Below are 13,120 nucleotides of genomic sequence, written 5' to 3'. Positions count from 1 at the left end.
GCCAGCTCACACACCACCACGGCAAAGGACACTAGATTGGATCTGACAACGCCCGCCCTGCTGTTCCCGGCCATTTCACTCCTGTTGCTGGCTTATACGAACCGGTTTCTGGTGCTGGCTCAGCTGATACGCCAGCTCAAGCAAATGGACACCGAGGAAGACCACGCGCTGATCGCCCGGCAGATCGGCATGCTGCGTAAACGGATTGTCCTGACCAAACGGATGCAGGCCTATGGGGTACTCAGTTTCTTCCTGTGTACGGTTTCCATGTTCCTGCTCTTCCTCGGAGCGGACATGCCAGGTGTGGTGGCGTTCGGCGCCAGTCTGGTCCTGCTGTCCTTTTCGCTGCTGTATTCGCTGTATGAAATCCAGATCTCAACCAATGCCATCAACGTTGAGCTGGCCAGCTTTGAGGCCCGCAAGAGTGCGGGCCGCGAGGATGTCGATTACTCATGAAGCCGGTTACGGCCGGGGGCCGACAATTCTGACACCAAACCAGCGTGGAAACCGCAGCAGGCAATACAACGCAATCATGTCGTAGAGGGCATGCCAGATCATAACCAACGCCAGGCTCTCCGATAGCACATAGGCTGCACCCAGTATCAAGCCGAGACCGGCTGCCACAAGGAAATAGGTAAACGATACGTAGTGCACCAGCCCGAACAGTACGGAGGCTGCCAACACGGCCGTCACCGGGTCCGTATGCGCCATCAGCCAGCCCTGGATCGCGCCGCGGAACAACAGCTCTTCGCCAACACCGGCCAACAGGGACAGCAGGACCAACACGGCCGGGGAGTAGCCGGTGGCAAAGTCATACAGGCCCTGCATCTGGCGCTCGAGGTTCTCAGGAAACAAGCCCGGCACGCGCGTCAGCAGGAGCAGCAGCCCGTAGGTGGCCACTGCGCCGATAGCGCCGTAGAGCAGGCTCGGCCAGAAACCGGAACCGAGAAGCAGCACCGGAATTCCGAACACCAGTATGGCCAGTAAGCCGACGACACCAATGCCGCCCTGGAATAACAGAGCGGCATTGGAGGAAATACCGGATTTTCGCCGTTTCCTCAGCGCCATTTACTGATCGAACAACGGCTTGACCGGGAACAGTGCATCGTACTGCGGCGCCTGCTTCTGGGCTTTGGCCTGGAAAGTTTTCATCATGTCTGTCGGGCGGAACATGCCCGCCTGCCAGGTGGCCATGTACTTCAGGCTGTCTTCCACGCTGTGGTCGCGACTGTAGTTGAGCATTTCCTTGCAGCCTGTGACGGCCAATGGGGAGTTGGCCGCAATCTGCCCGGCAATGTCCATAACTGCTGCCAGCATGACTTCCTGGTCGGCGTAGACGGCGTTCACGAAGCCCAGACTCTGCGCTTCCGTGGCGGAAAATTTGCGACCGGTGTAAGCCAGTTCCCGCACCACACCCTCGGGCATCAGTTTGGGCAGGCGCTGGAGCGTGCCGACGTCGGCGGTCATGCCCAGCTCGGTCTCCTTGATGGTGAAGTAGGCATCTTCTGTGCAATAACGGCTGTCAGCGGCACACACGAGATCAAGGGCTCCGCCAATGCAGCCACCGTGGATGGCCGCCAGCACTGGAAGACGGATCTTCTCCAGTGAAGTCAGGGTGTCCTGGAGCTGCAGCACCACCCGACGCAGGTTTTCCGCCATGCGCCCGGGATCGCCGTTCATGGGCACGGCTTTAGGGTCGCTGAAGACCCCCAGATCCATGCCGGCCGAGAAGTGTTTGCCGGTGGAAGAGATTACGATCACACGGGCGTCGGTGTTGGCTTCGATATCCTGCATGCAGCGGGGCAATTCAAGCCAGAATGCCTTGTTCATGGTGTTCAACGCCTCTGGGCGGCTGAACTGAACGTGGGCAACGTGATTGCTCACCTCGATCGAAAAACTTTCATAACTGGACAACTCAGACAAGACAGTACTCCTTATTTGACGTTCTCATTCCAGGCGATCAGCCGCGGCCAAGGATCAGGGCAAGAGCCAGCGCCGTGCTTAACATCGCGACAACCAGGTTGATGACCATACCCCATCGCGCCTTGTAGCCCTCCGGAAACTCTATTGGCGTGAGGGTTTCCAGCACCACGGCATACTGACGCGTGGCATAGAGGGCAGACAGTGCTCCGAGAATTATGAATGACAGACCAAGCCAGAACGTTATCTCTGTATTTGCCATATTGGCCCGCTCGGGAACCAACGCCACTAACAGGAGGCCAGAGCGCTCGACCAGGAACCCAAACGCGGTCAGCCCCAGGCTGGTGCGGTTCCAGGCCAACAGAGTACGCTCTGCCGCAAACAGGACTCTCGGGTCTTTCAGATCAGACATTGCAGCTCCTCAAAACCGACAGGGAATCCCTCTTCGTCTGTATCATCAGGAATTCCACTTTCGTATTATGGTCGAGTAACGGACGACAAGTTAACCCGAAAAGGCCTGCTATGGAATTCACCTTCCTCGGAACCTCCGCCGGTACGCCGACAAAGTCACGGAACGTGACCGGCCTCGCGCTGATGCATGGAAGCCCGAAACACTGGTATCTGATCGATTGCGGGGAAGGTACCCAACACCAGCTGCTAAGGACACGCCATTCGGTCATGCAGCTGCAGGCTATCTTCATTACCCACATCCACGGTGACCACACCTTCGGCCTCCCGGGATTACTGACCAGCGCCTCGATGCTCGGACGCACGGAACCACTTTTCCTGATTGCCCCCAGACCAGTAAAAACCTTTCTGGAAGCCGCCATTGGCAACAGCGACTCCAGCCTCAGCTTTGAGCTGCGATTCGTTGATTCCGAGGCAGAGGGCTTCCACTGGGAGGATGAGACCCTGGCCGTTACCACCGTGCCGCTATCCCATCGGGTGTCCTGCCGGGCTTTCAAATTCACCGAGAAGAAACTCGAACGTCAACTGCTCCGGGACAGACTTGAGGCCGATGGCATTGAGGCCGGTCCGGCCTGGGGCCGGTTGCAGCAGGGCCACGATGTGATTCTCAACGACGGGCGCCTTGCCCGTTGCGATGATTACACCCGGATCGCCAGAAAACCACGCAAAGCGATCGTCGCCGGCGACAACGACCAGCCCGAACTGCTTCGGGACGCCTGCACTGATGTTCAGGTGGTCATTCATGAGGCAACCTACACGCAGGAAGTATCTGACCGGGTAGGACCCTGGCCACAACACAGCTCCGCCGCCCAGGTCGCCCGATTCGCCGAGGCTGCAGGCGTTCCGAATCTTGTACTAACCCATTTCAGTTCACGCTATCAGCCAAATCCGGATGCCTATCCCTACATTGGTGAGATCGAATCCGAAGCCAGAGGCATTTACCGGGGAAACCTGTATCTGGCCAGGGACTTTGCATGTTTTGCCCTTGGCAAGGATCTCGTTTTGAGAGCCGTCGAGCGGCTATAATTCAATCGTGGATTCAGAGCGCCGGGATGTTGAATTGTGCCGCATTTGCAGATTCACTTTGCGTTTGGTGAAGTTCAAATTACACTGCACCCAGGGATAAAACTGAACACCGATTCACTTTTCACTGCTCAGGAAGGCGGTCAATGGCCCGGCCCAACGCAAAACACTCCAGACTCAACAAGGATGCACTTGTCGTCACACCGGGCCTGATTCCCTGCGGTTGTGTCATTGACAGCGTTGCCCTGGATAGCGAAATGCTTCGCCTCAGCCTGAAGCACTTTTCCTCACCCGCCGTACTCGACCAGTTAGCCTCATCGGCCGCTGCCCAGGCGCATCTGCACGCCTTTCTCGAAAACGGCATCGACAAACAGCATATCCATTTCAAAGGGACCGTCCGCACGGGCCGCAGCAACAGTATCTCGCTTGAGATCAGCCCCCTGACTCAGAGCATGACCGAAGACGTTGAGCGACTGCTTCGGCACAAGGGCAGAGCCGGCGTGTCTGAAGCACCATCGAACCCTTCACTGAAACAGCTCTATCACCAGCATTACCGACGGCTTCTGGAACAGTTACTTCCCGAATTCATGGATGGCACTTTCGAGGGCATTGAAACTGACCTCGAACAGGCCGCCGAGCTCCGTGAAATTACCCGCCTGAAGGATATGCGGTTTATCTTCCAGAGCCGTCAGCAGCGGATGCTCCAGGACTTCCAGGCCCAGTTCCAGGCCAATCAGGCCAGCCTTGAACCGGCCCCAGAGCTCCGGGCCAACACCAAAGAGTTGCACCTGCTGCAACAACATGAATTCGAGGACTGGCTTGATTTGCAGGCCATTGCCACGGGCATCAACAAGGCAAATACCGGCGTCACGTTCCTGCTCAACCAGTTTCTCAACCAGATCTTCCGGCAGGACGTCAACGACGACAATAACCCACTGACACCCCGGGCTTTGTGTGTCTGCCTGCAATTTATGGTCGATCATCTGGGTATTGCCCGGGAACACCGTGTCACCATTTACAGGGCCTGGGAGAATGCGCTTTCCAGCGTCTGGGCCCCGGCGATGCGGTCCCTCATCAATGACTGCCGTCGGGCCGGGCTCGAAGCTCTGGATATCACCGAATTGCCCGCAAACTGGTCGCAGAGGGCACACACTCCAGATGAACCGGGTTTGACAACGGAAACCAGCGAGGCCACGTCAAGCGAGACTCAGGTACCCGACGCCCCACGGCAGACGGCAACGGAAATGCCATCTGCCGGGCGCTCGCTGTTCCAGCTAATGGCGCTCGAGGCCAGCCCGACATCCGAGCCGGCAGACTGGGAGGAACCCAACCCGCAACTCTCGGAAAACCTCCGGTCCCGGCGTCGCGAACTTCTGGACCGTTTGCGCGACGACGAACCTGACATGGCAGGGCTGCTCCGGGAGCTGGCCAGTTCAGACTCCGAACTGGCCAGCTCCCTCGACCCTACGGCGGTGGAGAAAGCCAACCTCGTGGACAGGTTGTTTGCACCACTGAAAACTCATGAAGAACTTTCCGGCTCACTTCGCCACCAACTGCAACAACTGCGTTTACCGGTGTTCGAAACACTGATTGAAACACCGGACTTCCTGAGTGCAGACGACCATCCGGCCCGGGACATCATCAACAACCTGATGCACATCTGTCTTGCCGAGAGGGCGTCAAGCAAGAAGCTTGAGGCGACCGTCGCTGAGATCGTCGAAGAGCTCACGCAGGTCGAAGCGTCTGACCCGGACCTGCTGGAGGGCCTTGGCGAGCGGCTCAGGCAGCTTGTAGAACGACAGGACCAGTCCTTCATCCGAAATTCGGAACGACTGGCGAAAACCCTCGAAGGCAAAGAGCGTTTGCGCCGGACCCGCAAGGATGTCAGGCAACGGCTGAACTCGCTGCTGGCCGGGCGCCAGGTTCCCAAGATTCTAATCCGTCTTCTTCAGGCCGGCTGGGAACAGCTGATGGTACTCACGATGCTGCGGGAGGGGCCGGAGAGCGGCCACTGCGAGGAGCTATTCGACGTAGTGGCACAGCTCCGGGACTGGCTCTCTCCCTCTTGCCATTCAGGGGAGCTGGCGTTCGAAAGAGAGCTTGAGAGCAGCGCCATGGTGCAGTTCATTGCACGAGAGCTTAAAACGGCCGGCGACGCCGCACCAATCCGCCCGGTCATTGACGAGTTATCGGAAATTCTAGAGGGTCGGGTGACGGCAGAGATCACCTGGCTCGAGGAATACGGCGAGATGGATGACGCACCTCCGACAATACCCCCGGAACTCGAGCACAGCCGCTGGGCATCAAGAGCCAGAGACCTCTCAGCGGGCGACTGGGTTGAGGTCCGGCTCGAAAACGGCAACACACGCCGAATGCGACTGGTATGGGGTGGCGAGGATGCACTCCGATTCGTTTTCCTGTCGCCCAAAGGCATGAGCGAAGCCAGCTACGGATTCCCGGAGTTTGTTCAGAAGCTGGCCGAAGGCGACGCCTGGCTGGTTGAGGACGGTGACATCCCGTTCCTCGATCAAAGCCTGTTCAGAATCGTTGAAGATGTCTACCGGAAGCTGAACTTTCAAGCCACTCACGATGCCCTCACCGGCTGCATGTATCGTCACGATTTCGAAAAACAGCTGTCGCAGCTGATTGGCACCCAGCCGCGATCTGTCGAAGACGATGGCGCGGCCCTGATGGTTCTGGACATTGATGAGTTCAGTGTTATCAACGCCTCCTATGGCGCAGAAGCCGGTGACGCCCTGTTGCAAAAGGTTGCGCGCACGGTACGGGACAAATGCCAGTCTCGCTTCTGCGACTCTCATGTTGGCCGGATAAGTGGCAACGAATTCGCCGTCCTTATCGATGGCATCAGCACGGAAGACTGCCTGGACTTCGCCGAATCTCTACGGCGAAACTTCGAACAGGAGGTTTTCCGGCACGGAGCGGCAGAATATCGGGCAACGGTCAGTATCAGCATCCGACCGGTGACCGGCAAAGCACATTCGCCGGGCGATCTACTGAACCAGGCGAGCCTTTCCCTGAAAGCTGCCAAGAAACTGGGCGGCAATCGCATTGAATTGGCCCGGGAATCCCGTGACCAGACCCAGATCGGCACACCGCAGTGGGTCACCGAGATTGACCGGACCATTCGCGACGGCAGTCTTTACCTTCGGGCCCAGCCCATTGTTGCCCTTGCCCCGGAAGCCGGTGGAGGCACAATGTATGAGCTTTTGCTCGGGCTCAAAGACAGATCCGGCAAAGAAATTTCGCCCCAGGGCTACATTGAGGCTGCAGAACAGTTCAAGCGAAGTACACGGGTGGACCTGTGGGTGGTTTCCGAAGTCATGGCCTGGATGCGAAACAACCCTGAGGCCCTGGACAAGATCGCCACTCTGAACGTCAATCTGTCCGGTTCGTCTTTAAGCGATGACAGTTTCATGCTCGGCCTGGAGTCGAACCTGAGGGCAAATCCGGAACTGGCCCACAAACTCTGTTTCGAGGTGACCGAGACCTCTGCCGTTGCCAACCTCCACTTTGCGTCCGATTTCATGCGTGAAATGAAGCGCCTGAACTGCCGATTCGCCCTGGACGACTTTGGCACCGGTCTGTCTTCCTACGCCTACCTGCAGAAGCTTCCCGTGGACTTCGTGAAAATTGACGGAATTTTCGTTCGGGACATGGCGACTAACCTGACCAACTACGCCATGGTGCGCTCGATCAACGAGCTGTGCCATTTCCTGGACCTTCAGACCATTGCCGAATACGTGGAAGATATGGAAATCATGGACACCCTGAAGGAGATTCAGGTCGACTACGCGCAAGGTTTTGCCATTGCCAAACCACGCAGGCTGGACAGCCTTGGCGACAGCAAAACCGGCACCCCGGTTTATGCCTACAAGAAATAGCTTTGCTTTTCCGCGCGGCAGGAGTACAGTGGGCCTCGTTGGAAAGATTTAGCAAAGCATTTCATCAATAAGACCGCTCAGTTGTAACAAGTAGCACGTCCTGTTTTTGATCACGCCAGTTTTTTGTTTCCGCATACCGCCGATCAGACATCAAATCGATGCTTTGACGGCACATTAAAAGATTGAAATCAGGAAAGTATATTATGTCTACAGTTACCGGCAACGTTAAGTTTTTCAACGAAGCAAAAGGTTTTGGCTTTATCACTCGCGAAAGCGGCCCGGACGTTTTTGTTCACTACAGCGCTATTCAGGGCGGCGGTTTCAAGACTCTGGCTGAAGGCCAGCAGGTCGAGTTTACCGTTACCCAGGGCCAGAAAGGTCCCCAGGCGGAAAACGTAGTCGCTCTGTAAATAACAGACGACACGTTCAGAAAAAGGCAGCTTCGGCTGCCTTTTTTCGTTCTTCCCCCTACTGCATCCCGTCTACCGGGATCGTCTCGGTATTCTTTATCTCCCGCAAGGCAAAGTTCGAGTTCACCTGGGCAATTCCCCGCAGGGTGAAAATCTTTTCATTCAGGAACCGGTCATAACTGGCCATATCCGGCACGATGACCCTGAGCACGAAATCCGCATTACCGGTCACGGCAAAACACTGAAGCACCTCCGGGTAACTGCTGACCTGTTGCTCAATCTCCGCCGTGCTATCAATGCTGTGCCGTTGCAGTGACAGATTGACGAGCACACACAGTCCCTGACCAATGCGCTCCGGGTCTACTCTGGCGCTGTACCCCTGAATCACACCGCTTTCCTCAAGTGTTCGCACCCGACGCCAGCAAGCGGCCGGTGACAACCCCACCTGTTCGGCCAGTAACTGGTTGCTGATACGTCCATCCTGTTGCAGCACCGAAAGGATTTTCCGATCCAGCTTGTCCAGCTCCACCTGTTTCATTTGGTAACACCTGATTTTTATCAAAGGATCTTTTTCATTATTGTCTTTTATCAAAGATCCTTTCGCAAATCACCGAAAGTCTCTTCGAATAAGCAAGCACCTTTTGCGGACTTCCCTCTAGAATTTTGGTCATAAAATCAACAAATGGAGGGCGCCATGTCCGCCGATACCCCACAACTCGACAATTACAAACTGGAAGACCGCTACCTGCGGGAGTCCGGCCGGGTTTTCCTGACCGGCACCCAGGCCCTGGTTCGAATTCCCCTGATGCAGGCGGCTCTGGACCGCAAGCAAGGCTTGAACACCGCTGGCATGGTGAGTGGTTACCGGGGCTCTCCCCTGGGCGCTGTCGACCAGGCACTCTGGCAGGCCAAGGATCTTCTGGACGAGAACCGTATCGATTTTGTACCGGCCATTAACGAAGATCTCGCTGCCACCATCATGCTAGGTACCCAGCAGGTGGAAACCGACGATGATCGGCAGGTAGAAGGCGTTTTCGGCCTCTGGTACGGCAAGGGGCCGGGCGTGGACCGCGCCGGCGACGCCCTGAAACACGGCACCACCTATGGATCTTCCCCCCACGGTGGCGTACTGGTAGTGGCGGGTGATGACCACGGCTGCGTGTCGTCCTCCATGCCCCATCAGTCCGATGTGGCGTTCATGAGCTTCTTCATGCCCACCATCAACCCGGCCAACATCGCCGAGTACCTGGAATTCGGTCTCTGGGGCTACGCCCTGTCCCGTTACAGCGGCTGCTGGGTCGGCTTCAAGGCCATCTCGGAAACCGTGGAAAGCGCCGCCTCTGTTGAAATTCCACCGGAGCCGGATTTTGTCACCCCGGACGATTTCACAGCACCGGAAAGCGGACTCCACTACCGCTGGCCGGACTTGCCGGGACCACAACTGGAAACCCGGATCGAGCACAAGCTTGCGGCTGTTCAGGCCTTTGCCCGAGCCAACCGCATTGACCGGTGCCTGTTCGACAACAAGGAAGCCCGCTTCGGCATAGTCACTACCGGCAAGGGTCACCTGGATCTGCTTGAAGCCCTGGACCTGTTGGGCATCGATGAAGACAAGGCCCGGGACATGGGGCTGGATATCTACAAGGTTGGCATGGTCTGGCCCCTGGAGCGTCGCGGCATCCTCGACTTCGTTCACGGCAAGGAAGAAGTGCTGGTGATCGAGGAAAAGCGCGGCATCATTGAAAGCCAGATCAAGGAATACATGTCCGAGCCGGATCGCCCTGGCGAGGTTCTGATTACCGGCAAACAGGATGAGCTGGGCCGACCGCTCATCCCCTATGTCGGCGAGTTGAGCCCGAAACTGGTTGCCGGCTTCCTGGCGGCCCGCCTTGGCCGCTTCTTCGCGGTGGACTTCAGTGAGCGCATGGCTGAAATCAGCGCCATGACCACCGCTCAGGACCCGGGCGGCGTCAAGCGCATGCCCTATTTCTGCTCTGGCTGCCCCCACAATACGTCCACCAAAGTCCCTGAGGGCAGCAAGGCCCTGGCGGGCATCGGCTGCCACTTCATGGCCTCCTGGATGGGCCGGAACACGGAATCCCTGATCCAGATGGGCGGCGAAGGCGTCAACTGGATTGGCAAGAGCCGCTATACCGGCAATCCACACGTGTTCCAGAACCTGGGTGAAGGCACCTACTTCCACTCCGGTTCCATGGCCATCCGCCAGGCGGTGGCGGGAGGCATCAACATTACCTACAAGATCCTGTTCAACGACGCCGTGGCCATGACCGGCGGTCAGCCGGTGGACGGGCAGATCACCGTCGACAGGATCGCCCAGCAAATGGCCGCAGAAGGGGTGAATCGGGTGGTTGTGCTCAGTGATGAGCCCGAGAAATACGATGGCCATCACGGCCTGTTCCCCAAGGGTGTCACCTTCCACGATCGGTCCGAGCTCGACCAGGTGCAGCGCGAATTGCGTGACATCCCTGGTTGTACCGTGCTGATCTACGACCAGACCTGTGCCGCCGAGAAGCGCCGGCGGCGCAAGCGCAAGCAGTTCCCGGATCCGGCCAAGCGAGCTTTCATCAACCATCACGTGTGTGAAGGTTGCGGCGACTGTTCCGTTCAGTCCAACTGTCTCTCGGTGGTGCCGCGCAAGACGGAACTGGGCCGCAAGCGCAAGATTGACCAGTCCTCGTGCAACAAGGACTTCTCCTGCGTTAACGGTTTCTGCCCCAGCTTCGTGACCATTGAAGGCGGCCAGTTGCGAAAATCCCGGGGCGTTGACACCGGCTCCGTACTCACCCGCAAGCTGGCTGACATTCCAGCCCCCAGATTGCCGGAACTGACCGGCTCCTACGATCTGCTCGTGGGCGGTGTGGGCGGTACCGGCGTGGTGACTGTCGGCCAGCTGATTACCATGGCGGCCCATCTGGAATCCCGCGGTGCCTCGGTACTCGATTTCATGGGCTTCGCCCAGAAAGGCGGTACGGTGCTCAGCTATGTGCGCATGGCTCCGTCTCCGGACAAGCTCCATCAGGTGCGGATCAGCAATGGCCAGGCCGATGCAGTGATCGCCTGCGACCTGGTGGTGGCGTCTTCACAGAAGGCCCTGAGCGTACTCAGACCAAACCACACCCGGATTGTCGCCAACGAAGCAGAACTGCCCACCGCCGATTATGTGCTTTTCCGGGACGCTGACATGAAGGCCGACAAGCGACTGGGCCTGTTGCAGGACGCGGTCGGTAAGGATCACTTTGATCAGCTGGATGCCAATGGCATCGCCGAAAAACTGATGGGCGACACGGTATTCTCCAACGTGATGATGCTCGGGTTCGCCTGGCAGAAGGGCTTGTTGCCGCTCTCAGAGGCGGCTCTGATGAAGGCCATTGAGCTCAATGGCGTCGCCATCGAGCGGAACAAGGAAGCCTTCGGATGGGGCCGACTGGCGGCCGTGGATCTGAACGCAGTCACGGATCTGCTGGACGACAACAAAGCCCAGGTTGTTGAGGTCAAATCCGAGCCAACCCTGGACGAACTGATCAACATCCGCCAGAAACACTTGGTCAACTACCAGAACCAGCGTTGGGCCGACCAATACCGTGACAGTGTTGCCGGAGTCCGCAAGGCCGAGGAAGCCCTCGGAGAAACCAATCTTCTGCTGACCCGTGCAGTGGCTCACCAGCTCTACCGGTTTATGGCCTACAAGGATGAGTACGAAGTGGCCCGGCTGTTTGCCGAAACCGACTTTATGAAAGAGGTTAATGACACCTTCGAGGGGGACTTCAAAGTTCATTTCCACCTGGCCCCGCCCCTGCTGAGTGGCGAAACCGATGCCCAGGGTCGCCCGAAAAAGCGTCGGTTTAGCCCCTGGATGTTCCGGGCCTTCCGACTGCTGGCCAAGCTTCGCGGCCTGCGTGGAACCGCGGTGGACCCGTTCCGCTACTCCGCAGACCGCAAGCTGGACCGCGCCATGCTGAAGGACTACCAGAACCTGATTGTGCGAATCGGCCGTGAACTCAACGCCAGCAACTACGAGACCTTCCTGCAGCTTGCCGAACTGCCTGCGGATGTCCGGGGCTACGGCCCGGTAAGGGAACAAGCGGCAGAAAGTATCCGTGAAAAACAGGCTCAGCTGATCAAGGCGCTGGACACCGGTCGCCCGACTCTGATTCGCACCCAACCGGCCGATGAGGAGGCAAACCATGTTTGAAGCACTCCAGCCACTGCCCCAGGACCCGATCCTGCACCTGATGCAGGCCTTCCGTGAAGACAACCGGCCGGACAAGGTGGATCTGGGTATTGGTGTCTACAAGGATGATGCCGGCAACACGCCGATCATGGCTGCCGTGCACGAAGCGGAAAGACGTCTGCTGGAGGGCGAAACCACCAAGAGCTATGTGGGTCCGGCAGGCTCCGCCGGCTTCAACAATGCCATGGCTGAGCTGATCCTGGGGAGCAACAGCCCGCTGATCCGGGATGGTCGAGTTTCGGTCGTCCAGACCCCGGGCGGTTGTGGCGCCCTGCGGATGGCCGCCGAGTTTCTGAGGCTGTGCAAGCCGGACACCAGGGTCTGGGTCAGCACGCCCACCTGGGCCAACCACTTGCCGCTTCTTGGTGGCGCAGGCCTGACCATTCGCGAATATCCTTACCTCAATCCAAAGTCGCTAGAGGTAGACTTCGCGGCCATGCTGGAAACCCTGGAACAGGCCGAGGCCGGTGATGTGGTGTTGCTTCATGGATGCTGTCATAACCCCTCTGGCGCGGATCTGAGCCTGGCCCAATGGCAGGACGTAACCAGCCTGATCCAGCGTAAGGGCCTGCTGCCCTTCGTAGATATGGCCTATCAGGGGCTGGGCGAAGGCCTGGATGCCGATGCGGGCGGTCTGAGACACCTGGCCGGGGCGGTACCGGAAATGCTGATTGCAGCCTCCTGCTCCAAGAACTTCGGCCTCTACCGGGAGCGCACAGGCGCCCTGGCCCTGATCTCAGGAACGGCCACTGTGAACGCTGCCGCCACCAGCCAACTGCTCAGTGTCATCCGGTCCCACTATTCGATGCCGCCGGCCCACGGCGCCTCAATCGTGGAGACCATTCTTGGTGATGACGGATTGCGATCCCAGTGGCAGAAGGAGCTGGGCGACATGTGTGAACGCATCCTGCACCTGCGCCAAGCCTTTGCTGACGCACTGGCACCGGTGGGCGATTTCAGCTTTATCGCCCGCCAGCGGGGCATGTTCTCGTTCCTCGGCATCAGCCCGGAACAGGTTGGCGAATTGCGGAAGCAGCATGGAATCTACATGCTCGATAGCAGCCGGGTAAATGTGGCAGGGCTGAATGACCGGGTTCTGCCAAAAGTGTCAGCAGCCCTGGGCGAGGTTCTGGGCAAGTAAACGT

At 58.2% G+C, this 13,120-nt stretch carries 10 protein-coding genes; 6 read left to right on the top strand and 4 right to left on the bottom strand.

Annotation, left to right across the window (positions count from 1 at the left end):
* Nucleotides 1-36 precede the first annotated feature (36 nt).
* Nucleotides 37-456: a DUF2721 domain-containing protein gene (locus tag ACESMK_RS12125; RefSeq protein WP_372998824.1), complete on the top strand. Its 420-nt coding sequence runs from the start codon at nt 37-39 to the stop codon at nt 454-456.
* 6 nt (nt 457-462) lie between these two features.
* On the opposite strand, the gene ACESMK_RS12120 is transcribed toward ACESMK_RS12125, so the two are convergent.
* Genes ACESMK_RS12120 through ACESMK_RS12110 form a run of 3 tightly spaced genes read right to left on the bottom strand, consistent with a single transcriptional unit; the run spans nt 463 to nt 2,332 of the window.
* Entirely contained in the window at nt 463-1,068 is a 606-nt protein-coding gene (locus ACESMK_RS12120) for a CPBP family intramembrane glutamic endopeptidase (RefSeq protein ID WP_372998821.1), read from the bottom strand.
* On the bottom strand, nt 1,069-1,914 hold the full coding sequence (locus tag ACESMK_RS12115; RefSeq protein ID WP_372998960.1) for a crotonase/enoyl-CoA hydratase family protein: 846 nt from the start codon (nt 1,912-1,914) through the stop codon (nt 1,069-1,071). It abuts the gene before it with no gap.
* A 46-nt stretch (nt 1,915-1,960) separates the two neighbouring features.
* Nucleotides 1,961-2,332, bottom strand: a complete 372-nt coding sequence (locus ACESMK_RS12110) for a YidH family protein (protein WP_372998818.1) — start codon at nt 2,330-2,332, stop codon at nt 1,961-1,963.
* Nucleotides 2,333-2,442: 110 nt separating this feature from the next.
* Between ACESMK_RS12110 and ACESMK_RS12105 the strand changes: the two genes are divergently transcribed.
* The 3 genes from ACESMK_RS12105 (at nt 2,443) to ACESMK_RS12095 (ending at nt 7,723) form a co-directional block, all read left to right on the top strand.
* On the top strand, nt 2,443-3,414 hold the full coding sequence (locus ACESMK_RS12105) for a ribonuclease Z (protein WP_372998815.1): 972 nt from the start codon (nt 2,443-2,445) through the stop codon (nt 3,412-3,414).
* 143 nt (nt 3,415-3,557) lie between these two features.
* Nucleotides 3,558-7,313: a DUF1631 family protein gene (locus ACESMK_RS12100; RefSeq protein WP_372998812.1), complete on the top strand. Its 3,756-nt coding sequence runs from the start codon at nt 3,558-3,560 to the stop codon at nt 7,311-7,313.
* A 203-nt stretch (nt 7,314-7,516) separates the two neighbouring features.
* On the top strand, nt 7,517-7,723 hold the full coding sequence (locus ACESMK_RS12095) for a cold-shock protein (RefSeq protein WP_008176018.1): 207 nt from the start codon (nt 7,517-7,519) through the stop codon (nt 7,721-7,723).
* Between the two features lie 58 nt (nt 7,724-7,781).
* Here ACESMK_RS12095 and ACESMK_RS12090 read toward each other — a convergent pair whose 3' ends face one another.
* Nucleotides 7,782-8,261: an Lrp/AsnC family transcriptional regulator gene (locus ACESMK_RS12090; RefSeq protein WP_372998809.1), complete on the bottom strand. Its 480-nt coding sequence runs from the start codon at nt 8,259-8,261 to the stop codon at nt 7,782-7,784.
* A gap of 156 nt (nt 8,262-8,417) precedes the next feature.
* Here ACESMK_RS12090 and ACESMK_RS12085 point away from each other — a divergent pair, with 156 nt between their 5' ends.
* Nucleotides 8,418-11,936 carry an indolepyruvate ferredoxin oxidoreductase family protein gene (locus ACESMK_RS12085; protein ID WP_372998806.1) on the top strand — a complete coding sequence of 1,173 codons (3,519 nt, stop codon included), beginning with the start codon at nt 8,418-8,420 and terminating at the stop codon, nt 11,934-11,936.
* Nucleotides 11,929-13,116 carry an aromatic amino acid transaminase gene (locus ACESMK_RS12080; protein ID WP_372998803.1) on the top strand — a complete coding sequence of 396 codons (1,188 nt, stop codon included), beginning with the start codon at nt 11,929-11,931 and terminating at the stop codon, nt 13,114-13,116. Before ACESMK_RS12085 ends, ACESMK_RS12080 begins: the two co-directional genes overlap by 8 nt.
* Nucleotides 13,117-13,120 lie beyond the last annotated feature (4 nt).

This window comes from Marinobacter sp. (assembly GCF_041687235.1).
GTDB lineage: Bacteria > Pseudomonadota > Gammaproteobacteria > Pseudomonadales > Oleiphilaceae > Marinobacter.
The sequence above is the reverse complement of the archived record's forward strand: the minus strand, read 5'-3'. Positions and strand labels throughout refer to the sequence as shown.